The 22,903-nt window shown below is 62.3% G+C and carries 24 protein-coding genes; 19 read left to right on the forward strand and 5 right to left on the reverse strand.

Annotated elements, in window-relative coordinates:
- Window positions 1-42: 42 nt before the first annotated feature.
- From ACFSM5_RS18490 to greB, 4 genes are read left to right on the forward strand one after another with little or no spacing between them, the layout of a single operon-like run.
- Window positions 43-1,050, forward strand: coding sequence for an ABC transporter substrate-binding protein (locus ACFSM5_RS18490; RefSeq protein ID WP_379878038.1), 1,008 nt, complete (start codon window positions 43-45; stop codon window positions 1,048-1,050).
- Complete coding sequence (locus ACFSM5_RS18495) at window positions 1,047-1,877, forward strand: ABC transporter ATP-binding protein (protein ID WP_379878039.1); 831 nt, start codon at window positions 1,047-1,049, stop codon at window positions 1,875-1,877. The genes ACFSM5_RS18490 and ACFSM5_RS18495 overlap by 4 nt, the downstream gene beginning before the upstream one ends.
- Window positions 1,874-2,659 carry an ABC transporter permease gene (locus ACFSM5_RS18500; protein ID WP_379878040.1) on the forward strand — a complete coding sequence of 262 codons (786 nt, stop codon included), beginning with the start codon at window positions 1,874-1,876 and terminating at the stop codon, window positions 2,657-2,659. The genes ACFSM5_RS18495 and ACFSM5_RS18500 overlap by 4 nt, the downstream gene beginning before the upstream one ends.
- Window positions 2,660-2,701: 42 nt before the next feature.
- The gene (gene greB / locus ACFSM5_RS18505; protein WP_379878250.1) at window positions 2,702-3,265 is read left to right on the forward strand and encodes a transcription elongation factor GreB; all 564 of its coding nucleotides are present in this window, start codon (window positions 2,702-2,704) and stop codon (window positions 3,263-3,265) included.
- On the opposite strand, the gene ACFSM5_RS18510 is transcribed toward greB, so the two are convergent.
- From ACFSM5_RS18510 to ACFSM5_RS18520, 3 genes are all read right to left on the reverse strand, one after another.
- Window positions 3,227-3,961 carry a sulfite exporter TauE/SafE family protein gene (locus ACFSM5_RS18510; RefSeq protein ID WP_379878041.1) on the reverse strand — a complete coding sequence of 245 codons (735 nt, stop codon included), beginning with the start codon at window positions 3,959-3,961 and terminating at the stop codon, window positions 3,227-3,229. The genes greB and ACFSM5_RS18510 overlap by 39 nt on opposite strands.
- Window positions 3,962-4,049: 88 nt before the next feature.
- On the reverse strand, window positions 4,050-4,454 hold the full coding sequence (locus ACFSM5_RS18515; RefSeq protein ID WP_379878042.1) for a mannose-binding lectin: 405 nt from the start codon (window positions 4,452-4,454) through the stop codon (window positions 4,050-4,052).
- A gap of 195 nt (window positions 4,455-4,649) precedes the next feature.
- Window positions 4,650-4,790 carry a hypothetical protein gene (locus ACFSM5_RS18520; protein WP_379878044.1) on the reverse strand — a complete coding sequence of 47 codons (141 nt, stop codon included), beginning with the start codon at window positions 4,788-4,790 and terminating at the stop codon, window positions 4,650-4,652.
- Window positions 4,791-4,960: 170 nt separating this feature from the next.
- Here ACFSM5_RS18520 and ACFSM5_RS18525 point away from each other — a divergent pair, with 170 nt between their 5' ends.
- From ACFSM5_RS18525 to ACFSM5_RS18560, 8 genes are all read left to right on the forward strand, one after another.
- Complete coding sequence (locus tag ACFSM5_RS18525; protein WP_379878046.1) at window positions 4,961-6,649, forward strand: M14 family zinc carboxypeptidase; 1,689 nt, start codon at window positions 4,961-4,963, stop codon at window positions 6,647-6,649.
- A 5-nt stretch (window positions 6,650-6,654) separates the two neighbouring features.
- Window positions 6,655-6,858, forward strand: a complete 204-nt coding sequence (locus ACFSM5_RS18530; RefSeq protein ID WP_379878048.1) for a DUF4287 domain-containing protein — start codon at window positions 6,655-6,657, stop codon at window positions 6,856-6,858.
- 78 nt (window positions 6,859-6,936) lie between these two features.
- Window positions 6,937-7,101, forward strand: a complete 165-nt coding sequence (locus tag ACFSM5_RS18535) for a hypothetical protein (protein ID WP_379878050.1) — start codon at window positions 6,937-6,939, stop codon at window positions 7,099-7,101.
- 80 nt (window positions 7,102-7,181) lie between these two features.
- Complete coding sequence (xdhA, locus tag ACFSM5_RS18540) at window positions 7,182-8,648, forward strand: xanthine dehydrogenase small subunit (protein ID WP_379878052.1); 1,467 nt, start codon at window positions 7,182-7,184, stop codon at window positions 8,646-8,648.
- 1 nt (window position 8,649) lies between these two features.
- The gene (xdhB, locus tag ACFSM5_RS18545; RefSeq protein WP_379878053.1) at window positions 8,650-10,968 is read left to right on the forward strand and encodes a xanthine dehydrogenase molybdopterin binding subunit; all 2,319 of its coding nucleotides are present in this window, start codon (window positions 8,650-8,652) and stop codon (window positions 10,966-10,968) included.
- Complete coding sequence (gene xdhC, locus ACFSM5_RS18550) at window positions 10,965-11,789, forward strand: xanthine dehydrogenase accessory protein XdhC (protein ID WP_379878055.1); 825 nt, start codon at window positions 10,965-10,967, stop codon at window positions 11,787-11,789. The genes xdhB and xdhC overlap by 4 nt, the downstream gene beginning before the upstream one ends.
- Entirely contained in the window at window positions 11,765-13,471 is a 1,707-nt protein-coding gene (ade, locus tag ACFSM5_RS18555; protein ID WP_379878056.1) for an adenine deaminase, read from the forward strand. The genes xdhC and ade overlap by 25 nt, the downstream gene beginning before the upstream one ends.
- Before the next feature lie 2 nt (window positions 13,472-13,473).
- Window positions 13,474-13,914, forward strand: a complete 441-nt coding sequence (locus ACFSM5_RS18560) for a GNAT family N-acetyltransferase (RefSeq protein WP_379878058.1) — start codon at window positions 13,474-13,476, stop codon at window positions 13,912-13,914.
- Here ACFSM5_RS18560 and ACFSM5_RS18565 read toward each other — a convergent pair.
- Window positions 13,894-14,772 carry a DMT family transporter gene (locus ACFSM5_RS18565; RefSeq protein WP_379878060.1) on the reverse strand — a complete coding sequence of 293 codons (879 nt, stop codon included), beginning with the start codon at window positions 14,770-14,772 and terminating at the stop codon, window positions 13,894-13,896. The genes ACFSM5_RS18560 and ACFSM5_RS18565 overlap by 21 nt on opposite strands.
- Before the next feature lie 139 nt (window positions 14,773-14,911).
- On the opposite strand from ACFSM5_RS18565, the gene ACFSM5_RS18570 reads away from it, so the two are divergent.
- Both ACFSM5_RS18570 and ACFSM5_RS18575 read left to right on the forward strand, forming a co-directional pair.
- Window positions 14,912-15,271 (forward strand): VOC family protein, encoded by a 360-nt coding sequence (locus ACFSM5_RS18570; protein ID WP_379878061.1) that lies wholly within the window; start codon window positions 14,912-14,914, stop codon window positions 15,269-15,271.
- A 12-nt stretch (window positions 15,272-15,283) separates the two neighbouring features.
- On the forward strand, window positions 15,284-15,733 hold the full coding sequence (locus ACFSM5_RS18575) for a MarR family winged helix-turn-helix transcriptional regulator (RefSeq protein WP_379878062.1): 450 nt from the start codon (window positions 15,284-15,286) through the stop codon (window positions 15,731-15,733).
- 6 nt (window positions 15,734-15,739) lie between these two features.
- On the opposite strand, the gene ACFSM5_RS18580 is transcribed toward ACFSM5_RS18575, so the two are convergent.
- The gene (locus ACFSM5_RS18580; protein ID WP_379878063.1) at window positions 15,740-16,201 is read right to left on the reverse strand and encodes a MarR family winged helix-turn-helix transcriptional regulator; all 462 of its coding nucleotides are present in this window, start codon (window positions 16,199-16,201) and stop codon (window positions 15,740-15,742) included.
- A 103-nt stretch (window positions 16,202-16,304) separates the two neighbouring features.
- On the opposite strand from ACFSM5_RS18580, the gene ACFSM5_RS18585 reads away from it, so the two are divergent.
- From ACFSM5_RS18585 to ACFSM5_RS18605, 5 genes are read left to right on the forward strand one after another with little or no spacing between them, the layout of a single operon-like run.
- A complete protein-coding gene (locus tag ACFSM5_RS18585; RefSeq protein WP_379878064.1) occupies window positions 16,305-18,578 on the forward strand; it encodes a bifunctional salicylyl-CoA 5-hydroxylase/oxidoreductase in 2,274 nt (757 codons plus the stop codon).
- Complete coding sequence (locus tag ACFSM5_RS18590) at window positions 18,575-19,330, forward strand: SDR family NAD(P)-dependent oxidoreductase (RefSeq protein WP_379878065.1); 756 nt, start codon at window positions 18,575-18,577, stop codon at window positions 19,328-19,330. The genes ACFSM5_RS18585 and ACFSM5_RS18590 overlap by 4 nt, the downstream gene beginning before the upstream one ends.
- On the forward strand, window positions 19,330-20,142 hold the full coding sequence (locus ACFSM5_RS18595) for an enoyl-CoA hydratase family protein (RefSeq protein WP_379878066.1): 813 nt from the start codon (window positions 19,330-19,332) through the stop codon (window positions 20,140-20,142). The genes ACFSM5_RS18590 and ACFSM5_RS18595 overlap by 1 nt, the downstream gene beginning before the upstream one ends.
- Before the next feature lie 2 nt (window positions 20,143-20,144).
- The gene (locus ACFSM5_RS18600; protein WP_379878067.1) at window positions 20,145-21,293 is read left to right on the forward strand and encodes an acyl-CoA dehydrogenase family protein; all 1,149 of its coding nucleotides are present in this window, start codon (window positions 20,145-20,147) and stop codon (window positions 21,291-21,293) included.
- A 13-nt stretch (window positions 21,294-21,306) separates the two neighbouring features.
- Window positions 21,307-22,884: an AMP-binding protein gene (locus ACFSM5_RS18605; protein WP_379878068.1), complete on the forward strand. Its 1,578-nt coding sequence runs from the start codon at window positions 21,307-21,309 to the stop codon at window positions 22,882-22,884.
- Window positions 22,885-22,903 lie beyond the last annotated feature (19 nt).

Consider the following 22,903-nt stretch of genomic DNA (forward strand, 5'->3'; position numbering starts at 1 on the left):
TCTAACCCGTCACTGAAGTTTCATCAAACGGGGGACGGGTCGATGTCGATAAAGGGATTGCTGGCGGGTGTGGCGCTGTCGTTGATCGCGGGTGGCGCTTTCGCGCAGACAGCCGTGAAGCTGACGCTCGACTGGAAATTCCAGGGGCCGACGTCCTTCTTTCTGATCGCCGCCGACAAGGGCTATTACAAGGCCGAAGGCATCGACATCACCATCGATAGTGGCCAGGGCTCGGCAGGTGCGGTGAACCGGGTCGCCAGCGGCGCTTACGAGCTGGGCTTTGCCGATATCAACGCCCTGATCGAATATAATGCCGCCAATGCAGGCAAAGAGATCAAGGCGGTCATGTCCGTCTATGACTTCGCACCCTTCGGTGTCTATGCCTTGAAGGGCAGCGGCATCACCTCCCCCAAGGATCTGGCGGGTAAGACCCTGGGCGCTCCGGTGTTCGATGCCTCCTATAAGCTTTTCCCGGCCTTTGCCAAGCAGGTTGGCATCGATCCGGCAGGCGTGCCGCGCAAGAATATGGATCCGGCCTTGCGCGAGGTGATGCTGGTGCAGAAACAGGTCGATTTCATCTCCGGCCATTACTTCTCCTCCTTCCTCGACCTGAAGGCCAAGGGTGCGAAACCCGAAGATATTGTCGTCATGCGCTATTCCGACTTCGGGATGGATTTCTATGGCAATGGCATCATCGTCTCGCCGAAGTTCGCGGCCGAGCAGCCCAAGCTCGTCACCGGCTTCATCAAAGCGACGGTGAAGGGGATCAAGGATATGATCGCCGATCCGAAGGCCGGTATCGCCGCGACCAAAAAGAAGGATCCGCTGATCGACGAGGCGCTTGAAGCCGAACGTCTCGACATTGCGATCAAGACCAACATCGTCACGCCGGATGCCAAGAAGAATGGCATCGGCGGTGTGGATGCCGGGCGCCTTGCGCGTTCCATCGATCAGGTGGCTCTGTCGGCTGGCCTCGCGACCCCGCCGGCGCCGGACAAGGTGTTCGACGCCTCCTTCCTGCCGCCTGCGGCTGAACGGATGCTGCCGTGACGAGCAGTCCGGCGGCCCATGTTTTGCCGGGCCACGGGTTCGTCGCCATCGATCAGGCCAGCCTGACCTATGGCGACGATGGCACCGGCGTCCTGGCCTTGACCGATGTAACCATGCGGATCAACCGCGGCGATTTTGTCGCCGTGGTCGGTCCGTCGGGCTGCGGCAAGTCCACCTTGCTCAAGCTTGTCTCCGGCCTGCGTCGCCCCTCGACCGGGGGGATCACGGTTGCGGGCAAGGAAGTCACCGGGCCGCTGAAGATCGTCGGCATGGCCTTCCAGAACGCGACGCTTCTACCCTGGCGGACGGCCATCGACAATGTGCTGCTCCCGCTCGAAGTGGTGCAGCCTTATCGCAGGAGCTTCCGCAAGGATAAGCCTGCCTATGTGGAGCGGGCCCGCGCCCTCTTTGCCAAGGTCGGGCTGAAGGGGTTCGAGGATCATTTCCCCTGGCAGCTGTCAGGCGGCATGCAGCAGCGTGTCTCCATCTGCCGGGCACTGATCCATGAACCCGAGCTGCTGCTGCTGGACGAGCCGTTCGGGGCACTGGATACCTTCACCCGCGAGGAACTGTGGGAGACGCTGCAGGCCCTGTGGTTGGAGCAGAAATTCACCTGCATCCTTGTGACCCACGATCTGCAGGAAGCCACCATGCTGGCCGATACGGTGCATGTCATCACCAGCCGCCCCGGCCGCATCGCCTGGAGCCGCCAGAATCCCTTGCCGCGTCCCCGTCGCCTGGATGACCGCTATACGCCCGAATTCAACGATCTGGTGCATGAACTGCGCTCCAAGATCGGCGATGCCCGCGAAGGACGCCTGACATGAGGATGAAGCTGCGCAAAGGCTGGGCGCTGCCCTGGGTGACCGCGATTGGACTGTTCGTCGTCTGGGAGATCCTCTGCCGGGGGCTGGCGATCCCCGAATTCATCCTGCCTGCACCCAGCGCTATTGCGGTCGCGACCTGGCAATATTGGGACGGCATCTGGCTGAACGCCTCCCATACGCTCTATACGACAGTGGTGGGGTTTCTGATTGCCGTCGTCTTCGGCCTTGCGCTTGGAGTGGCGGTGGGGGCGTCGCCAACGCTCTACCGGGCGATCAACCCGATCATGATCGGCTTCAATTCATTGCCCAAGGTGGCGCTGGTGCCGGTGCTGGTGATGTGGTTCGGCATCGGCACGGTGCCGGCGATCATCACGGCCTTCCTGATCTCCTTCTTTCCCATCGTCGTCAATGTGGCGACCGGGATCGCAACGCTTGAGCCCGAGCTTCAGGACGTGCTGCGGTCGCTTGGCGCGACCCGCCGGGATATCCTGATGAAGGTCGGCTTGCCGCGCTCCATGCCCTATTTCTTTGCGTCCCTTAAAGTATCGATCACGCTGGCGTTCGTCGGGTCGGTGATCTCGGAAACGGTGGCGAGCAACCAGGGGATCGGCTATCTGATGCTTTCGGCCTCCTCCTCCTTCCGGGTGCCGCTGGTCTTCGCCGGGTTGATGATCATCGCCTTCATGGGGGTTGCCATGTATTTGGCGGCAGCCTTGATCGAACGACGACTGACTTCCTGGTCGGTGCGGGGCGGGGAAGGGGGGATAGCCGCAGGCGGATAGATCGGGATAGCCCTGTTGAGCGAGAACTACGACGAACCGGATATGCAGGATGACGAGGCGGACGAGGATCCTGCCTTCGCCCTGCCGACCGGCACCAAGAACTACATCACGCCGCAGGGCTTCAAACGCCTGCAGGACGAGTTGAAGCACCTGTTGCGGGTGGAGCGGCCGAAGATCGTGGAGGTCGTCTCCTGGGCGGCGGGCAATGGTGACCGTTCGGAGAATGGCGACTATATCTACGGCAAGAAGCGCCTGCGCGAGATCGACCGCCGCGTCCGCTTCCTGACCAAGCGTCTGGCCATTGCCGAGGCGGTGGATCCGGCCCGCCAGCAGCATCTCGATTTCGTGCTGTTCGGCGCGACCGTCACCTATGTGGATGCCGAGGACAAAGAGGCCACGGTAACCCTGGTCGGGGTCGACGAGACCGATGCCGAAGCGGGGAAAGTCAGTTGGATCTGCCCCATCGCCCGCGCTTTCTGGAAACGGAAAGTCGGCGACGAGGTGGTGCTGCGCTCTCCCGGCGGCGCCCAGAAGCTGGAGATCCTGGAGATCCGTTATCTGATCCCGTCAGAAACGGCTGGCCAGCACGACACCCAGGGCGAGTAACCCCAACAGAAACCAGCGTTTGAAGACGGCGGCGTCGATCCGGGCGCGCGTCGCTTGCCCTGCATATTGCCCGACCAGGGCGGGGATCAGCGTCAGCAGTGATCCCCAGGCAAGCTCCGCCGCAAAATTGCCGCCCAGCGTCGCGCCCAGGGCCAGGGTCGAGACAAAGAACGACAGGCCCAGCGCCTGGACCAGTTCGTCCTTTTCCATCCCGATGGCCTGGAGGTAGGGGACGGCGGGAATGACAAAGACCCCGGTCGCCGCCGTGATCACCCCGGTGACGGCCCCGATCAGAGGGGCGAGCCAGCCTTCGTGCCGCGGCGCCACCTTGAACTGGATTTTTGCCAGACCCAGCCCGGCATAAAGGATCAGCGCAGCTCCTAAAGCCGCCGCCGCCCAGGGTGCGGTGGATCCCGCGATCAGCCCGCTGCCTGCCCAGGTTCCAGCCACGATCCCGGCCAACATCGGCCAGAGACGCTTTGTCAGCGGCCAGAGGGTCGCCGCCGGACGCATCTGCTGAATATTCGTGATGGTGGAGGGGACGATCAGCAGGGCCGCCGCCTGTGCCGGGGCCATGACAAGACTCAGAAGCCCGACGGAGATCGTGGGCAGCCCAAGGCCGATCACGCCCTTCACATAACCTGCCAGCAGAAAAACGGCGGCGATGACGGCGATCAGGACGGGGTCGAATGGCATGGGCTTCTCCTTGGCTGACCGGAGTGTGCCAGGAGGCGTGGGGAAAAGCGGCGGAGAATGCTTCGGTCCCGACCGAAGGGTTTTTGGGTCAGCGGGCGACCATCAGTTTACCGTCATTATTCTGGATGTCATTCAGGGTGAAGGAGGTACGCCGCTCGGCCCCCGACATGGTCTTGCAGAGCGCCAAGATCTGCACGTTCTTCTCGGTCCATTTGAGCGAGATGTCCCGGCAACTGCGCTGGAAGGAGGTTTCCCGCTTACGCTCCTGGCGCAACTGGCCGTCGATGTTGGCGATGCCCCGCAGTTCATAAGAGGTCCGTTTGAAGTCACCCCGCATGGTGCGGCATTGGGCGGTGATCCAGACGCTGGTGTCGTTGGCATCGAGCTGGATGCGGTCACACGACTGCTGGAACGACGAGGGTTCAGCGAAAGCGGCACCAGCGACCAGGGTGGAAAGCGCAACGAGCCCAAAGAAGACGTTAGGCAGAGTCATGATTTCCCTTCGCGTGGCTTACTGTATGTCCGCAGGTTTCCTCGAACTTCTCTGCTCAAGGTAAGCTGCCTAGTTCAAGCTAGTCCAGCGGGACGGATCGTCTTAGCGCCAGGGTTGCGTTGCACAGGGTTCCGGCAAAAGAAATGGCCCCGGTCGTCACCGGGGCCATCCGTTCATCACGCCACAGAGAGGAACCTACGCTATCTTGATCGCGACCATTACCCAGGTCGTAAAACCAGCGCCTACGCCAAAGACCATTGCCGTGACGGCCATGGTGAGCGCCAGCTCCGTAAAACTGGAGCTGGAGGAAGTTTGAACGGAGCGTTCTGTCTTCATCACGGGTACCCCGTTCAAATTTCATCGAATGTGCGTGATCAAACGATAGGGGGCGGAGTCGTCTCCCGATAACTGTATGTATTACGAGTTCGGTCCATTGTCACACCTGAGCCCTGGCGATAGGGTCTCTGCCTCGTGTTGCTCGTTGACCGCCCCTGACGGAAGAGATCATGACCCAAGAACTGCGCACCCCTTACGAACGCGGAAATCAGAATCAGACCACGCTGCTGGCCGATTGCATCGCCTTCTATGAAGAGCTGGCGAAGCGCTATCCCAAGGTGCTGCAGTTCCGCCAGATCGCGGTGTCGGACGCCGGCTTCCCGCTGCATGTCGGCGTCGTGAGCGCGGATGGGGTCTTCGAGCGCGAGGCGATCAAGCAGGCAGGCCGCCCCATCTTCTTCAACAACAACGGCATCCATCCGGGCGAGCCGGAAGGCATCGACGCCTGCATGGCCATTGTGCGGGATCTCTGCATGAAGCCGGAGATGCTGGCGTCGCTCGGCAAGACGGTGCTGCTGTTCGTGCCGGTCTATAATGTCGACGGCGCGATGAACCGCGCCACCACTTCCCGCCCCAATCAGGTCGGGCCGGAGGAGTTTGGTTTTCGCGGCAACAGCCGTCACCTCGACCTCAACCGCGACTTCATTAAGTGCGACACGCTGAACGCGCGTTTTTTCAATCAGCTGATCACCGACTGGGACCCGGATGTGATGGTGGATACCCACACGTCGAACGGCGCCGACTACAGCTACACGATGACCCTGATCCATACCCAGGCGGACAAGCTGGGCGCGGGCCTCGGTTCTTTCCTGCGGGCAAAGATGCTGCCGGAGGTCTATGCGGGGATGGAGGCGCGTGGCTGGCCGACGACACCCTATGTAAACCCGGTCAAGCAGACGCCGGACGATGGTATCGCCGATTTCCTGGAAGTGCCGCGCTTCTCTACCGGCTTCACGGCTCTGCATAACATCATCGGCTTCATGCCCGAAACCCACATGCTGAAGCCCTATAAGGATCGGTATGAGTCGATCCGGGCGCTGCTGGATGTGACCCGCGATTTCACGGTGAAACACGCGGGCGAAATCCAGCGCCTGCGCCGCGCCGCCAAGGACACCCAGCGCAAGCAGACGGATTGGCCGGTCACCTGGCGGATGGATGAAGCCAACCCGTCCTCTTTCCGCTTCAAGGGTTATGAGGCGCGGTACCATGCCAGCGTGCTGGGTACATACACCCGGCTTTCCTATGACCGCACGAAGCCCTGGGAAAAGGACATTCCCTACTTCACCAATTTCCTACCCGAGACAATCGTCCAGGCGCCCAAGGCCTATGTGATTCCGCAGCAGTGGCGCGAAATTGTCGAGCGTCTGCAATGGAACGGCCTCGTGATGACACGGGTCGAAGCGCCCCGGCAGGTGGAGGCGCGCTATTATCGCATCGGCGACCTCACCACCCGGCCGCAGGCCTATGAAGGCCATATGTTCCATGACGCGGTGGCGCTTGAAACCCATACCGGCAGCTTCACCCTGAATAAAGGCGACTGGATCCTGTCGCTGGACCAGGACAATGCCCGCTATGCCGTCGAAACCCTGGAGCCCCAGGCCCACGACAGTTTCTTCCGCTGGGGCTTTTTCAATTCGATCCTGGAGAAGAAAGAAGCCATCTCCGACTATGTCTTCGAGGATACCGCTGCCGATATGCTGGCGAGCGAACCAGCGCTAAAGGCGAAGTTCGACGCTTGGAAAGCCGCCAATCCGGACAAGCTCGGCGATCAGCAGGCCGTCCTGCATTTCATCCTGCAGAACTGCGCGCGGCATGCCGAACCGGAATGGCGCCGTTATCCGGTGCTGATGCTGGTTTGATGGGGATGACAAAAGAAACAGTCAAAGGCCCCGCCTCTTATTTTCCGTCTATTGAGGCCAAATACGGCCGCCCAATTGCGGAGTGGAAGGCCCTGATTCGCGCGCAAAGCGGCAAGAAACATATGGAACTTGTCGCTTGGCTGAAAGAAGAGCACGGCATGGGGCATGGCCATGCAAATGCCCTGGTGGCGGATACGCTGCGGGAGTAGTGCCGTTTTTTCGACTCACCTCGAAACAGATCGGTCGGTCATCGGTTGTCTCCAGAGGTAGATCTCAGGAGGCAACCGATGACCCAGATTTCCCCCAAATCCATCCCGACACCCGACCGGAAGCCAGATACTCCCCTGGGGGGTGATGATCTGAATATCCCGTTTGTCCCGGACGAAGACCCCAAAGACCGCGAGCCCTCGCCCAAGACAGAAGGCCCGTTGACCCCCCAGCGTCAGCACTGACACAGTTCTTGCTTGCCAACCCTTGTGACGAGGCTCACACTTTGACCAATCGGTCAAAGTTATAAGATGGGTTCGAGCTAATGGGCGAGACGATCCGCTTTCTTCTGGGCAGTGAGGTTCGCGAGGTTCGGGTAGATGACCCGAACCGCACGGTCCTTGAGTTTTTGCGCGAAGAGGAGCGGCGGCGCGGCACCAAGGAAGGCTGTGCCGAAGGTGACTGCGGCGCCTGTTCGGTCGTCGTTGGTGAAGCCGATGGCCGGGGCGGGGTGCGCTATAAGCCGGTCAATGCCTGCATCCAGTTCCTCGGCTCTCTCGACGGCAAACAACTGATTACGGTCGAAGATCTGGCGGATCCCGTAAGCGGCGCCCTGCACCCTGTGCAGCAGGCGATGGCGGAAGGCGGCGGCGCGCAATGTGGCTTCTGTACGCCGGGTTTTGTCATGGCGCTCTATAGTTTCCATCGCGAAGGCCACGAGGCCACGCCGGAGGCTGTCAGCGATCAATTGGCGGGCAATCTCTGCCGCTGTACCGGCTATCGCCCGATCCTGGATGCCGCTGCCAAGGCTGCTCCGCTGCCGATTCCCGATCATCAGAAGCATTATGAGCAGACTGCCGCTGAACAGTTGGGCGCTTGGGCCGCAAACGCGGGCGATCTTGAGATCAAGGGCGCGGATGGCAGCTTTCTGAGTCCCGTGTCGTTGACCGAAGCACTGGTGCTGCGCCGCCGTTTCCCGCAGGCAACCCTGCTTGCTGGGGGAACCGATGTCGGCCTGTGGGTCACGAAGCAGCATCGGCGCCTCGACCCCGTGATTTACCTGGGCCGCGTACCGGAGTTGCTGCGGATCGAGGAAAGCGAAACCAGTGTCACCATCGGTGCTGCGGTGACCTTCCAAGACGCGCTGCCGGTGCTGGCCAAGATCCATCCGGATCTGGGTGAACTGGTACGCCGCATCGGATCGACCCAGGTGCGGGCCGCCGGAACCCTGGGCGGCAATATCGCCAATGGCTCGCCCATCGGGGATAGCATGCCCGCCCTCATTGCCCTGGGTGCCACGCTGCATCTGGCCGGGCCGGGCGGTAAACGGTCGATGCCGCTCGAAGATTTCTACATCGCCTATCGCAAGACAGCGCTGGGGCCGGATGAAATCTTGGAGGCGGTGACGGTGCCACGCCTCGGCGAGGGGCAGATTTTTGCGACCTACAAGATTTCCAAGCGGTTCGATCAGGATATCTCGGCGGTCTGCCCGGCCTATTGCCTGACGGTAAGTGGCGAGACGATCAGCCAAGCACGGATCGTCCATGGCGGTATGGCGGGGACGCCTGCCCGGGCGCCCAAAGCCGAGGCCGCACTCGTCGGGAAACCTTTCGGAGCGCCGGGCATCCAGGCCGCGATGGCGGCCCTGGGCGAGGATTATCAGCCGATGACGGACATGCGGGCCAGTGCCGACTATCGCCTGACCGTGGCGCGAAATTGCCTGTGGCGCTTCTATCTGGCGCAGAACTGTGAAGCGGGAACCCGGCTCGATCCGCGTAAGGGAGTGGCATGACATGAGCGTCGGCACCTCACGCCTGCATGACAGCGCCGTCAAACATGTGACGGGGCAGGCGATCTATACGGATGATATCCCCGAGCCCCATGGCACGCTGGTCGGATATCTGGCTCAGAGCAAATGGGCCCATGCCCGGATCACACGCATCGATCTGGCGGCGGTGCGCACCTATCCCGGCGTCGTCGGCGTCTTCGCAGCGGCGGATATCCCCGGCGTCAACGACGTGGGGCCGGTGCTGAAGGGCGATATCATCTTTGCCGACAGCCTCGTCGAATATGCCGGACAAGCACTGTTCCTGGTGGTCGCCGCTGATATGAAGACGGCGCGCGCCGCTGCCAAACAGGCGGTGGTGGAGGCAGAAGAATTGCCCGCGCTCATCACCATCGAACAGGCACTAGCGGCTGACTCTCATCTGCTGCCGACCGAAACCATGAAACGCGGCGACGCTCCAGCGGCGCTGACAAAGGCGCCGCAGCGCCTGTCAGGTCGGGTTGCCCTGGGCGGGCAGGATCACTTCTATCTCGAAGGTCAGGTGTCGCTGGCCGTTCCGGGCGAAGATGGCGCGGTGCTTGTCCATTGTTCGACCCAGCATCCTTCCGAAGTGCAGCATTTGGTTGCCCGGGCGCTGGCTATTCCCGATGCCCTGGTGACGGTGGAAGTCCGGCGCATGGGCGGCGGCTTCGGGGGCAAGGAAACCCAGGCATCGCTGTTTGCCGCCGCCGCCGCCCTTGCCGCGACGACGCTGAAGCGCGCGGTGAAGGTGCGCCTCGACCGTGACGACGACATGGTGATGACCGGCAAGCGCCATGACTTCCTGATCGATTATGACGTCGGTTTCGATGCTGCCGGGACGATCCAGGGCCTGAAGCTCATGCTGGCCTCGCGCTGCGGCTTTTCCCCGGATCTGTCGGGCGCGATCAACGACCGGGCGATGTTCCATGCCGACAACTGCTATTTCCTGGAAGATGTGGAGGTGGTGTCGTACCGCCTGAAGACTCATACGGTCTCCAACACCGCCTTCCGCGGCTTCGGCGGCCCCCAGGGCATGTTCGCCATCGAGTTGGTGCTGGACGAGATCGCCCGCCATCTGAAGCTCGATCCGCTGGCCGTGCGCGAAGCCAACCTCTATGGCTCGTCGCCGCGTGACACGACCCCCTATGGCCAGACGGTTGAGGATAATATCGCGCCGGAGATTATCGCAGAGCTGGCCGACTGGGCGGATTATGGCAGGCGTCGGGCGGAAATCGCGGCCTTCAACGCCTCATCGCCGGTGCTGAAAAAAGGGCTCGCGCTGACCCCGGTGAAGTTCGGCATCTCCTTCACCACCACCTTCCTCAATCAGGCGGGCGCGCTGATCCACATCTATACCGACGGTTCGATCCAACTGAACCATGGCGGGACCGAGATGGGGCAGGGGCTGTTCATCAAGGTCGCCCAGGTGGTTGCAACCGAGTTCGGCGTACCGCTGGAACAGGTGCGCATCACCGCGACCACGACCGACAAGGTGCCTAATACCTCCGCGACGGCGGCCTCCAGCGGTGCCGACCTCAATGGCAAGGCCGCTCAAGCCGCAGCGATCGAGTTGCGAGGGCGGCTGGCCGGGGTGGCGGCAGCGGAGTTTGGCGTGGCGGTGGAGGCCATCACCTTCAAAGACGGGCGCGTCTTCGGCGGCGATAAATCCTTGAGCTTTGGAGAGCTTGCCAAGAAAGCGCATTTCAACCGCGTCTCTCTGTCTGCCGCCGGTTACTATCGCACGCCAAAAATCTGGTTCGACCGGGCGACGTTCAGCGGTCGGCCCTTCTACTATTACGCCTATGGCGCGGCGGTGGCCGAGGTGCTGGTCGACACGCTGACCGGCGAATATAAGATGACCCGCGCCGATCTGCTGCATGACGTGGGCGACAGCCTCAACCCGACCATCGATCTAGGCCAGGTCGAAGGGGCCTTTATCCAGGGGGCTGGCTGGCTGACATCCGAGGAACTGGTCTATGACGGCAAGGGTCAGCTGCGCACCCATGCCCCCTCGACCTATAAGATCCCGACCGCGGGCGACATGCCGCCTGTCTTCAATGTGAAACTGGTACAGAACCGCCCGAACCGCGAAGACACGATCTATCGCTCGAAAGCAGTGGGGGAGCCGCCCTTCATGTTGGGGATCGCAGTTTATCAGGCTCTGCGCGATGCCGTTGCGAGTGTTGCGCCCAATGGCCTGCTGCCGCGCTTCGATGCGCCCGCAACGCCCGAAAGGGTGCTGATGGCGATGGAGGCTGTGCGGGCTGAGCTGCCGATGTCCGCACCCAAGGTCGCCGCCCAATGAACGGGCTCTACCGCCATCTCAGCATGCTGGAAGCGAAGGCGGAACCCTTCGTCCTGGTCACCGTGACCGAGGTGCAGGGATCGACCCCGCGTGAGGGTGGGGCCAAGATGGTGGTGACGCGTGAGGCCAGTTTCGCGACCATCGGCGGGGGACAGTTGGAGTTCACGGCCATCGAGACGGCCCGCCAGTTGCTGGACGGCAATGCGGTGCAGCCGGTGACACGCAAATATCCGCTGGGGCCGACGCTTGGCCAGTGCTGCGGCGGACAGGTGAGCCTGCTCTATGAGGTTCAGCGTCCGGCGACCCTGCGCTTAGGCCTATTCGGGGCGGGTCATGTGGCGCGGGCGCTGGTGGGCAAGCTTGGCGATGTGCCGTGCCGCATCGACTGGTATGACCCGCGCGCCGAAGAGTTTCCGGCCTCCGTTCCCGATCATGTCGCCAAACATGTGACGGAGAAGCTGGAGGCGGGCATCGCCGCGCTGGCGCCCGGCGCCTTTGTTCTGATCATGACCCATGACCATCCGCTCGATCTTGCCCTGACCGCCGCCGCCTTGAAGCGTCCCGACCTGCCCTTCATCGGTCTGATCGGATCGGCCACGAAACGGGCACGGTTTCAGAGCAGACTGCGGGGGATGGGCTTTAGTGACGAAGATCTTTCCCGGATCGTCTGTCCCATCGGGTTGCCAGGGATTACCGGCAAGCAGCCGGGTGTGATAGCTCTTGCCGTGGCGGCACAGCTTCTGCAAGCCGCCGAAGGGACGCCGGGGCTTCGGCATTGGGATAAGGAAGACGTATCATGGGCATTGCCACCGAACGCTTGAAGCGTCGCATCGACCAGGGGCTTGGCCGGTCCGACGCCGATCTCGTCATCAAGGGTGCGCGCATTCTGGATGTGGCGACCGGCAGCCTGGAGAAGGGTGATGTCGCCATCTGCGGCGAAACCATCGTCGGCACCTATGACGAGTATCGCGGTGTGGAGGAGATGGACGGCAGCGACCTTATCGTCGCGCCGGGCTTTATCGATACCCACGTGCATGTGGAATCGACCCTGGTCTCCCCCTACGAATTCGACCGGGGCGTGCTGCCGCGCGGCACCACCACGGCGGTCTGCGATCCCCATGAGATCTGCAATGTCCTGGGTACCGAAGGCCTCGATTATTTCTTGAAAGCCGCCATGGGCACGGCGATGGATCTGCGGGTCCAGCTCTCCAGCTGCGTGCCTGCTACCGGCATCGAAACCTCCGGCGCGTCGCTGGGGGCTGAAGCTCTGGCTGCCCGGGCCAATCACCCCAAGGTCATCGGCCTTGCGGAATTCATGAATTACCCCGGCATTTTCCATCACGATCCGGACGTGCTGGCCAAGCTCACGGCCTTTGAAGGCAAACACATCGATGGCCATGCCCCGATGGTCACGGGCAAGGAACTGAACGCCTATCTCTCCTGTGGAATCCGCAATTGCCACGAAACGACCAGTGTGCCGGAAGCCTGGGAGAAGCTGCGTAAAGGCATGCAGGTCCTGATCCGCGACGGGTCGGTGACCAAGGATGTGAAGCGTCTGGCCGAGGTGATCGGCCCGCGTACCTCCTCACGCCTCGCCTTCTGCACCGATGATCGCAACCCGCGTGAGATCATGGCCGAGGGACACCTCGACCATATCATCCGCACCGCCATCGCCTCCGGCGCCCCGGCGTTCGACGTCTATCGCGCCGCCACCCTGTCGGCCGCCGAAGGCTTCGGGATGCGGGATCGCGGTCTGGTGGCGCCGGGCAAGCGGGCCGATCTGGTGCTGATCGAAGACCTGAACGAATGCACTGTCCGCCATGTCCTGAAGGATGGTCGTCTGGTGACGGATGCGAGTTTCGCCGGGCGCGCGCCCTTGCCGATGATCGGCACCGGCTCCATCAAGCTCGATCCCGTGACGGCCGATCTGTTCAAGACCCCGGCCGCCGGTCCGACCGGCCCGGTCATCGGCCTCATCCCCCATCAGGTGGTGACCGATTTCCTGATGATGGAACTGCCCTATAAGGACGGGCTGCGCCACATCGATCTCGAGAACGACGTGCTGAAGATCGCGGTGCTGGCTCGCCATGGCAAGAACCGCAATGTCGGGCGTGGCTTCGTGAAGGGCTTCGGCTTCAAGCGTGGGGCGCTCGCCTCCAGCATCGGCCATGACAGCCACAATGTCTGCGTCGTCGGCGCGTCGGACAGCGATATGGCGGTGGCGGTCAATCGCCTGATCGAACTGCAGGGCGGCTTTGTCGCCGTGGTCGATGGCAAGGTGGTGGCCGAACTGCCGCTGCCGCTGGCGGGCCTTATGAGCTTTGACAGTTTCGAGGGCGTCCAGCAGGGGCTGGTTGGCCTCAAAGCCGCCGTGCGTGCCATGGGTTGCCCCTTGGACGAGCCGTTCCTGTCGCTAGCCTTCCTGCCGTTGCCAGTCATTCCGCACCTGAAGATCACGGACTTCGGGCTGGTCGATGTGGATAATTTCAGGTTGGTGGCATAAGCGTGGATCAAGCAGGCTTTGTTGTTACCGATGCTCCTTCGGACGCGGATGTCGCAGCCCTGCGCGATGTGCTCGTTCGTCACAATATCGAAGTGTCGGGGCGGCCAGAAACTGAGCCCTTCGCCATCTTCATTCCCGATGAGACCGGCGCTATCAGTGGTGGCCTGTGGGGGCATTCTCGCTGTGGCAGCTTTTTCATTTCGCTGCTGATTGTGCCGAAGGCGATGCGGGGGCAGGGTACCGGGCGGCGCCTCATGGCAATGGCCGAAGACGAAGCCCGCCGCCGCAACTGCGACCATATCTGGCTGGATACCTTCGCCTTCCAGGGCCGGGACTTCTATCTGAAGTGCGGTTTTGAGATTTTCGGTACCCTGGAAGGCCAGGCGCCGATTCACCCGCGCTATTTCATGCGGAAGCTGCTGTCAGGCGGCGCGGCTACGTAGGGGCATCAGTCCCAGCACCAGCATACATCCGCCGATGATCGTGGCGGCGCCCAGGATCTGGATCAGCGATAATTCCTCGCCCAGCCAGAAGGCGCCGACGAGCACGGCTACCACTGTCACCGCGAATTCGACGCTGATGGTGCGGGTGGCGCCGATGGCGCCGACCAGCCGGAAATAGATCACATAGGTCAGCGCGCTCATCCCGGCGCCCGCGACGACCAGATAGAGATAATCGAGGGCGCGTGGCACCGTCGGCACCGGCACGAAGAACAGCAGCGGCAAGGTCAGCAGCCCGCCGAACAGGAAGGAGCCGATGGTGACCTCCCAGGAACCCACCCCGCGCAGGGACCGGCTGGCGTAGTTGCTGCCGAAGGCGGCGAACAGTCCGCTGACCAGGGAGCCGATGCAGCCCAGCACGAAGGAGGTTGTCACCGGCACCGCCGGAAAACCGACCAGCAGCAGAATGCCGACCGTTCCCAGCACCAGACCCGCCAGCTTCTGCGCCGTGATCGTCTCCAGCCCCCAAAGCTGCCCGATGACCATCGAGAAGAGCGGGATCGCCGCCACGAAGATAGCGGCCATGGCGGTGCCGATCAGCGGCGTCGCATAGGAAAGCCCGATCAGTTGCCCCGCAACCGTGGTGGCGCCGACGATCAGAAAGGGCCGCCAGCCCGCCTTGAAATCCAGCCTCCGCCGCAGGACCGTCGCCACGACAAGCAGCGTTCCGCCCGCGATGAAGCAGCGGAACGTCACGGCACCGACCCATCCAAAAGCCTCCACCACCCGCAGCAGCACCAGGAAGGAGAAGCCCCAGATCAAGGCGAGGGCGATATATTCTATAATGTCGCGCGGTTTCATGACTGCTGTCGTCCGAAGGTTACCGTTCTCTGATAGAGGGGCGTTCTTCGGCTTTCAAGCCTTTGCAGAAATCGCTCTTGCCCTAAAATCACAATACGTATATTAAATACGTATTGTGATTTTAACCTTGGAGCCAACCATGATCCAGCCGCGTGTCGCCTTTATCATTCTGTTCGTTTCCGATGTCGCCAGAAGCGTCGCCTTCTATCGCGATCTGCTGGGACGTGAGCCTGTGGAGGAATCCCGAACCTTTGCCATGATGCCGCTTGATGGCGAACAGATGCTGGGTTTGTGGCTTAAGACCGAACTGGGGGATGTGCCGCCTGCCGGAGCCTCGGAAATCGCTTTCATCGAAGGGGATGTCGATGGGGTGGCCCGCGACTGGAGCGGGAAGGGGGTCACAATCCTGCAGCAACCGACCGATATGGATTTTGGCCGCACCTTCCTGGCCGCCGATCCCGATGGCCATCGTCTGCGGGTATTCCTGCCGGGAGCGTGATAAGAAAGAGCCATGGACAGCGATTGGCTTGAGATCAGCGAGCATAAGGGGCCGGAGGAAAGTCCAGGTCTTCAGCTCTGGCGCGCCAGCATGGTCTGGCGGCGAAAGATCGAGGACGCCCTGGCCGCCCATGATCTGACTCACCCGCAGTTTGTGCTGCTGGCGACCATCGGCTGGTCGCTGACGGCCGGACCTGGACTAAGCCAGATTGAGCTGTCCCGCATCGTCGGCCTCGATGCCAATACCGTGTCCCAGGTGGTGCGGGGGCTGGAGGCCAAGGGGCTCATCCTGCGCGAAGCGACCAAGGGCCGGGCCAAACGGCTGTTGCTGACCGACCTGGGTGCAGTCCGGGTGCGGGAGACGGTTCCGGTGGTGGAGGCAGCCGATGCAGCCTTTTTCGGTCGCCTACCCGACAATGGAACTGCGGTAGCGCAGCAGCTTGCGGCGCTGGTAGGGGAGTAAAATTCCCTACCGATCCTCGATCGAGTGTTTCAGCGTCGCCAGCATCTGGCCCAATTCGCGCACGGTGGCGGCATCCAGCCCCTGAGTCAGTTCCGAAATCCAGTCTTCGTGTACGACCGCCATGGCGTCGAAGCTTTTCTGTCCCGCCTCGGTCAGGCGAACCACAAGGCTGCGGCGATCCCCCGGCGCGGCGGTCCGGCTGACGAGATCTTCCTGGACCAGCCGGTCGACGATGCCGGTGACATTGCCGTTAGACACCATCAGGCGTGTCGACAGATCGGACATGGAGAGGCCGTTGGGCGCGGCATTCAGCTGCGCCATCACGTCGAACCGCGGTAAAGTCTGGTCGAAATCGCTGCGCAGACGCGAGCGGATCTCCCCTTCGATTAGGCGTGTGGTAGCCAGCAGCCGCAGCCAGAGCCGCAGCCGATCCTTGCTTTCACCTCGTCCGGTTACGGAACCTTCCATCGCCTCTTGCGTCCCGAAAAGATTTAGGTATGAAATATTGAAGTCCGAAACGAACCGCTCGTCAATGTTTAGCAGAGATGGGCTGCCTGGGGAGAGGCTTGGTATGCGGATCGTCTGTATCGGGGGTGGCCCCGCGGGGCTCTATTTCGCCCTCCTGATGAAGAAGCAGAACCCGGCGCACCAGATCACGGTGGTCGAGCGCAACCGGCCGTTCGATACGTTCGGCTGGGGTGTCGTCTTCTCCGATCAGACGATGGATAATCTCAAAAAAGCCGACCCGGAAACGGCGCAGCAGATCCTGGATGCCTTTGCGCGCTGGGATGATGTGGAAGTGCGCATCAAGGGGCAGGCGATTGTCTCCGGCGGCCATGGTTTCTGCGGCATCGGGCGCAAGCGGCTGCTGAATATCCTCCAGCACCGTTGCCAGGATCTGGGTGTCGAGCTGGTGTTCGAGACCGAGGTGAAAAGCGACCTCGACTATCCCGATGCCGATCTGATCATCGCCTCGGACGGGGTGAATTCGGTCATCCGCAACCGCTATGCCGATGTCTTCCAGCCCGATATCGATACCCGCAAGTGCCGCTATATCTGGCTGGGCGTGGAGCATATCTACGACGCCTTCACCTTTGCCTTCGAGAAGACCGAGGCGGGCTGGTTCCAGGCCCACGCCTATAAGTTCGACGATACGACCTCGACCTTCATCATCGAAACGCCGGAGGAGGTCTGGCAGGCCCAGGGCCTAGACCAGATGGACGGCGAACAGACACTCGGTTTCTGCGAGACCCTCTTCAAGGATCACCTGGGCGGCAAAAAGCTGATGACCAACGCGCGGCATCTGCGCGGGTCGGCCTGGATCAAGTTCAACCGCGTCGTCTGCAAGACCTGGGTGCATCACAATGGTCAGGCGCCGGTGGTGCTGATGGGCGACGCTGCCCATACAGCGCATTTCTCCATCGGGTCGGGTACCAAGCTCGCGCTCGAAGACGCCATCGATCTGGCAAACCGTTTCGCCACCTCCAGCGATATCCCCGCCATCCTGAAAGCCTATGAGGCCGAGCGGTCGATCGAGGTTCTGAAGATCCAGAACGCTGCCCGCAACTCGACCGAATGGTTCGAGAATGTCGCGCGCTATACCGATCTGCCGCCCGAGCAGTTCGCCTATTCCCTGCTGACCCGATCCCAGCGGATCAGCCACGAAAACCTGCGCCTGCGCGACGAGGCCTATGTCGCGAAGTCCGAGGAATGGTTCGCCGGGCAGCCGGGCTGCAGCCCCATGATGACACCCTTCACCCTGCGGGACATGACGGTCTCGAACCGCATTGTCGTGTCACCGATGGCGGTCTATTCGGCGGAAAATGGTCTGCCGGGCGATTTCCATCTGGTGCATTTCGGCTCCCGCGCCCTGGGTGGAGCGGGGCTGCTGTTCACCGAAATGACCTGCGTTTCGCCCGAGGCGCGCATCACGCCGGGTTGCTGCGGGCTCTGGAATGACGAACAGCAGGCAGCCTGGGCGCGGATCGTCGATTTTGTGCATGGCAACAGCCCGGCCAAGATCGCCCTGCAATTGGGCCATGCAGGACCCAAGGGCTCGACGCGCCCCCTGTGGGAGGGCATGGACAAGCCGCTCGCCGAGGGCAACTGGCCGCTGATCGCGCCCTCCGCGCTCCCCTATACCGATGGCAACCAGACCCCGCGCGAGATGACCCGCGCCGATATGGATGCGGTGACGGCGGATTTTGTCGCGGCGGCCAAACGTGGCGCCGCAGCAGGCTTCGACCTATTGGAGCTCCATTGCGCCCACGGCTATCTGCTGTCGGCTTTCCTGTCGCCGCTGACCAACACCCGCACCGATGAATATGGCGGGAGCCTGGAGAGCCGCGTCCGTTATCCGCTGGAGGTTTTCAAGGCGATGCGCGCGGTTTGGCCGAAAGAGAAGCCGATGTCCGTGCGTCTGTCTGCCCATGATTGGGCGCCGGGTGGCAATACCGGCGATGATGCGGTGGCGCTGGCGCGTCTGTTCAAGGAAGCAGGCGCCGATCTGATCGATGTGTCCTCGGGTCAGGTGGTGGCCCACCAGAAGCCGGTCTACGGTCGCCTGTATCAGACGCCCTTTGCCGACCGCGTGCGCAACGAAGTGGGAATCGCCACCCTGGCGGTGGGCGCGATCACGGAGGGCGATCAGGTGAATTCCATCCTGATGGCGGGGCGTGCCGATCTCTGCGCCTTGGCCCGTCCGCATCTGGCCGATCCCGCCTGGACGCTGCATGAGGCGGCTAAGCTGGGTATTCGGGACCAATGGTGGCCAAAACAATATATCTCCGGCAAACGGCAGCTTGAGACCAGTCTCGCCCGTGCTGCCCAGGTGGGGGCGGTATGAAGCGCTCGCTCGATCTTCCCCTGAAGGGCCGCCGGGCGGTCGTGACCGGCGCCGGGCGCGGCATCGGTGCCGCTATTGCCCGGACTTTGGCCGAACAAGGCGCCGAGGTCTCGATCATAGGGCGCACCCAGGCGACGTTGCAGGAAGTGGCCCTGGAAATCGGTGCGTCGGCCTATGCCTGCGACATCACCAATACGGCGGACTATGCCGAGGTGATGGGCGAGGTCGGCGCTGTCGATATCCTGGTGAATAACGCAGGCGCCGCCGACAGCGCGCCCTTCCTGAAGACCGATGCGGACATGTGGCGCCGCATGTTCGACATCAACCTGATGGCTGCCGTTGAAGGTTGTCGTCTGGTGCTGCCGGGCATGATCGAGCGCAAATGGGGCCGGATCATCACTGTTGCCTCGACGGCGGGCCTCAAGGGCTATGCCTATGTCACGCCCTATGTCGCGGCCAAACATGCCGTGGTTGGGTTGACCAAGGCGCTGGCGCTGGAAGTCGCCAAAAGCGGTGTCACAGTCAATGCCGTCTGCCCCGGCTATACCGATACCGATCTGATCGCCCGTGCAGTCGATACCATTGTCGCCAAGACCGGGCGCGATGTAGAAGCGGCGAAGGCCGGTTTCCATAATCCCCAAGGTCGTCTGATCCAGCCCGAAGATGTTGCCAACGCCGTTTTGTGGCTGGCGGGCGAGGGGGCGGGATCGGTTACGGGCCAGGCAGTTCCCGTGGCGGGAGGAGAGATCTGATGACAGACCTGACCAGCTATCAGGCGCAGCATTTCCTGTGGAAGGTGGAGGGGAAGCTAGGCTTCATCACCCTTAATCGCCCGGAAAAAAAGAACCCGCTGACCTTCGAAAGCTACGCCGAGCTGCGCGATCTCTTCCGGGCGCTCGTCTATGACAAGACGGTCAAGGTGATCGTCGTTTCGGGCGCGGGTGGGAATTTCTGCTCGGGCGGCGATGTACATGAGATTATCGGTCCGCTGACCAAGCTCGATATGCCGGGGCTGATCGAGTTCACCCGCATGACCGGCGATCTGGTCAAGGCCATGCGCGCCTGCCCGCAGCCCATCGTGGCGGCGGTGGAAGGTATCTGCGCCGGGGCGGGGGCGATCATCGCCATGGCGTCTGACCTGCGTTACGCCAGCGAAGAATCCAAGACGGCTTTCCTCTTCACCCGCGTCGGTCTGGCCGGGGCGGATATGGGCGCCTGCGCGATCCTGCCGCGTATCATCGGCCAGGGGCGGGCGTCGGAGTTGCTCTATACCGGGCGTTCCATGGCGGCCAAGGAAGGCTTCGACTGGGGTTTCTATAACAGCCTTACCGCTGCTGGCGGCGCGCTGGAGAAGGCATCGAGCGTGGCAGCAGACCTCGCCGCCGGTCCGACCTTTGCCCATGCGATGACCAAGAAGATGCTGCACCAGGAATGGGCGATGGGCGTCGATGAAGCCATCGAAGCCGAAGCCCAGGCCCAGGCGATCTGCATGAAGACGCAGGATTTCCATCGCGCCTACCATGCGTTTGTGGCCAAACAGAAGCCGGTCTTCGAGGGCAATTGACCATGGATCGCTTCGCCCATCTGCATCTGCCCTTCTGCGAGCCGCGCCACGCAGCCCTGGCGACGGAAGCGGATGGGTTGGCGACGGCGATCACTGCCGGTCTTCCCCATGGCCATGGCAATGTCGACGATATCTGCCGCCAGCTGGTGAAGGATCTGGGCGCTGCGGGCCTGCTGAAATATGCCACCCCGGATGCCTCGGGCGAGATTGAAAGCCGGGCATTGTGCGTGTTGCGCGAGACGCTGGCTTATCGTCATGGGCTGGCTGACTTTGCCTTCGCCATGCAGGGATTGGGCAGCGGCGCGATCAGTCTGGAAGGCTCGGAAGCTCTCAAAAAAGCTTGGCTGCCCAAGGTTGCGGCTGGGGAGGCAATCGCCGCTTTTGCGCTGTCCGAACCCGAAGCCGGATCGGACGTCGCCGCGATGAGTTGCGCCGCCCGTCGCGAGGGCGACAGCTATATCCTGGACGGCGAGAAGACCTGGATTTCCAACGGCGGTATCGCCGATTTCTATACCGTCTTCGCCCGCACTGGTGAGGCGCCGGGGACCCGTGGCATCTCCGCGTTTCTGGTGCCTGCCGACGCCCGAGGTCTCAAGATCGCGGAGCGGATCGATGTGGTGGCGCCGCACCCGCTGGCGCGCCTGGTTTTCGAGAATTGCCGCATCCCGGCCGATCATCTGCTGGGCAAACCGGGCGAGGGTTTCAAGCTCGCCATGCGCACGCTCGACATCTTTCGCGCAAGTGTCGCGGCGGCGGCCCTGGGCTTTGCACGCCGGGCGCTGGATGAAGCTTTGAGCTTTGCCAAGGGAAGAAAAATGTTCGGTCAGACGCTGGCGGATTTCCAACTGACCCAGGCCAAGCTCGCGGATATGGCGACCACTATCGATGGCGCGGCGCTGCTCACCTACCGCTGTGCCTGGGCACGGGATGTGCAGAAGAAGCGGACGACGCGCGAGGCGGCGATGGCCAAGCTGACCGCGACCGAAGGGGCGCAGCGGGTCATCGATGATGCTGTGCAGATCCTGGGTGGCCGGGGTGTGGTGCATGGGGCGATTACGGAATCGCTTTATCGGGAAATCAGGTCCTTGCGGATCTACGAAGGGGCGAGCGAAGTGCAAAAGCTCATCATCGCCCGCGATCTCTTAGGTTAGGGGTTGGGGTGGGATGGCAACGGCACATATCGATACTTTCGCAAAAGACAATCTGCCCCCTGCCGACCAGCAGCCGGTCTTCCTGCTCGACCGCCCGGAATTCCAATATCCCGAGAAACTGAATGCCGCCGTCGAGCTGATCGGCAATCCGGCCTTCAAGGATCGCATCGCCGTCATCGACAAGGCCGGACGTACGACCTTCGGGCAGATGGATGATCTCTCCTCCCGCATCGCCGCCGTGCTGGTGGAGGATATGGGGGTGGTGCCGGGCAACCGCGTGCTGCTGCATGGGCCGAACTGCAAGCTGATGGCCGCCTGCTGGCTGGGGATCCTCAAGGCCGGTGCCATTGCGGTCGCGACCATGCCGTTGTTGCGGGCCGCCGATCTTGCCCCCGTCATTGCCAAGGCCAAGGTCACCCACGCGCTTGCCCATCCCGAACTGATGGAGGCGCTTGCCCCTACGACCTCGACCGTGAAGACGCTGAATTTCGCGGAGGTGGAAGCCAAGGCCGCGGGCAAGCAGCCGCTCCCGCCGGTGGAAACCTATGCCGAGGATCTGGCGCTGATCGCCTTTACCTCCGGCACCACGGGTGTTCCCAAGGGCACCATGCATTTCCATCGCGATGTGATGGTGATCTGCGACGGTTTTCCGCGCTCGATGCTGGAAACCCGCGCCGACGATATCTTCATCGGTACCCCGCCGCTGGCCTTCACCTTCGGGCTTGGCGGTCTCGTGCTGTTTCCCTGGCGCTATGGGGCGGCAAGCGTGCTGATCGAGCGCTATACGCCCCAAAGCCTGCTGGAGGCGATCCGCGATTATAAGGCGACGGTGACTTTCACCGCCCCGACCTTCTATCGTCTGATGGCGCAGGCGGCCGACGGTATCGATATCTCCAGCCTACGCGCCTGCGTTTCTGCCGGTGAAGCCTTACCTGCCGCTATTCGTGCCGCCTGGAAAAAAGCCAGCGGGATCGAGATGATCGACGGCATCGGCGCGACAGAAATGCTGCATATCTTCATCAGCCATAAGCCGGGCGAGGCTCGTCCCGGTGCCACCGGCAAGCCGATCCCCGGTTATGAGGCCAAGATCGTCGACCAGGAGTTCAACGAGGTCCCGGTGGGCGAGGTGGGGCGCCTGGCCGTACGTGGTCCGACCGGCTGTCGGTATCTCGCCGACGATCGCCAGCGCAATTATGTGAAGAACGGCTGGAACCTGACCGGCGATGCCTACCTGAAGGATAGCGACGGTTATTTCTTCTTTCAGTCCCGCACCGACGACATGATCGTCTCGGCTGGCTACAATATCGCAGGCATCGAGGTGGAGAATGTGCTGCTGGGCCATCCTGCGGTCAGCGAATGCGCCGTGATCGGCGTCGCAGATGGCGAGCGCGGCCAGATCGTGAAAGCCTTCGTGGTCCTGAAGTCCGGGGAAGCTGCGAGCGAGGCCCTCGTCAAGACGCTTCAGGAGCATGTGAAGGCGACGATTGCCCCCTATAAATATCCCCGCGCCATCGAATTTCGCGATGTGCTGCCAAAAACAGAGACAGGAAAACTGCAACGCTTCAAACTGCGGGACCAGACCGGCGTCTAGAAGATCGGTCGGGATCGCT

Origin of the sequence: Lacibacterium aquatile (assembly GCF_042683105.1) — a bacterium.
Lineage (GTDB): Bacteria > Pseudomonadota > Alphaproteobacteria > Elsterales > Elsteraceae > Lacibacterium > Lacibacterium aquatile.

Excerpts from the sequence above, each read along its gene's own strand:
- ACFSM5_RS18585 (WP_379878064.1), top strand. The coding sequence starts at position 16,305 with ATGCGGATCGTCTGTATCGGGGGTGGCCCCGCGGGGCTCTATTTCGCC.
- ACFSM5_RS18590 (WP_379878065.1), top strand. The coding sequence starts at position 18,575 with ATGAAGCGCTCGCTCGATCTTCCCCTGAAGGGCCGCCGGGCGGTCGTG.
- ACFSM5_RS18570 (WP_379878061.1), top strand. The coding sequence starts at position 14,912 with ATGATCCAGCCGCGTGTCGCCTTTATCATTCTGTTCGTTTCCGATGTC.
- ACFSM5_RS18535 (WP_379878050.1), top strand. The coding sequence starts at position 6,937 with ATGACCCAGATTTCCCCCAAATCCATCCCGACACCCGACCGGAAGCCA.
- xdhB (WP_379878053.1), top strand. The coding sequence starts at position 8,650 with ATGAGCGTCGGCACCTCACGCCTGCATGACAGCGCCGTCAAACATGTG.
- ACFSM5_RS18500 (WP_379878040.1), top strand. The coding sequence starts at position 1,874 with ATGAGGATGAAGCTGCGCAAAGGCTGGGCGCTGCCCTGGGTGACCGCG.
- ACFSM5_RS18595 (WP_379878066.1), top strand. The coding sequence starts at position 19,330 with ATGACAGACCTGACCAGCTATCAGGCGCAGCATTTCCTGTGGAAGGTG.
- ACFSM5_RS18490 (WP_379878038.1), top strand. The coding sequence starts at position 43 with ATGTCGATAAAGGGATTGCTGGCGGGTGTGGCGCTGTCGTTGATCGCG.
- ade (WP_379878056.1), top strand. The coding sequence starts at position 11,765 with ATGGGCATTGCCACCGAACGCTTGAAGCGTCGCATCGACCAGGGGCTT.
- greB (WP_379878250.1), top strand. The coding sequence starts at position 2,702 with ATGCAGGATGACGAGGCGGACGAGGATCCTGCCTTCGCCCTGCCGACC.
- ACFSM5_RS18605 (WP_379878068.1), top strand. The coding sequence starts at position 21,307 with ATGGCAACGGCACATATCGATACTTTCGCAAAAGACAATCTGCCCCCT.
- ACFSM5_RS18525 (WP_379878046.1), top strand. The coding sequence starts at position 4,961 with ATGACCCAAGAACTGCGCACCCCTTACGAACGCGGAAATCAGAATCAG.
- xdhC (WP_379878055.1), top strand. The coding sequence starts at position 10,965 with ATGAACGGGCTCTACCGCCATCTCAGCATGCTGGAAGCGAAGGCGGAA.
- ACFSM5_RS18565 (WP_379878060.1), bottom strand. The coding sequence starts at position 14,772 with ATGAAACCGCGCGACATTATAGAATATATCGCCCTCGCCTTGATCTGG.
- ACFSM5_RS18510 (WP_379878041.1), bottom strand. The coding sequence starts at position 3,961 with ATGCCATTCGACCCCGTCCTGATCGCCGTCATCGCCGCCGTTTTTCTG.
- xdhA (WP_379878052.1), top strand. The coding sequence starts at position 7,182 with ATGGGCGAGACGATCCGCTTTCTTCTGGGCAGTGAGGTTCGCGAGGTT.
- ACFSM5_RS18530 (WP_379878048.1), top strand. The coding sequence starts at position 6,655 with ATGACAAAAGAAACAGTCAAAGGCCCCGCCTCTTATTTTCCGTCTATT.
- ACFSM5_RS18520 (WP_379878044.1), bottom strand. The coding sequence starts at position 4,790 with ATGAAGACAGAACGCTCCGTTCAAACTTCCTCCAGCTCCAGTTTTACG.
- ACFSM5_RS18575 (WP_379878062.1), top strand. The coding sequence starts at position 15,284 with ATGGACAGCGATTGGCTTGAGATCAGCGAGCATAAGGGGCCGGAGGAA.
- ACFSM5_RS18580 (WP_379878063.1), bottom strand. The coding sequence starts at position 16,201 with ATGGAAGGTTCCGTAACCGGACGAGGTGAAAGCAAGGATCGGCTGCGG.
- ACFSM5_RS18600 (WP_379878067.1), top strand. The coding sequence starts at position 20,145 with ATGGATCGCTTCGCCCATCTGCATCTGCCCTTCTGCGAGCCGCGCCAC.
- ACFSM5_RS18515 (WP_379878042.1), bottom strand. The coding sequence starts at position 4,454 with ATGACTCTGCCTAACGTCTTCTTTGGGCTCGTTGCGCTTTCCACCCTG.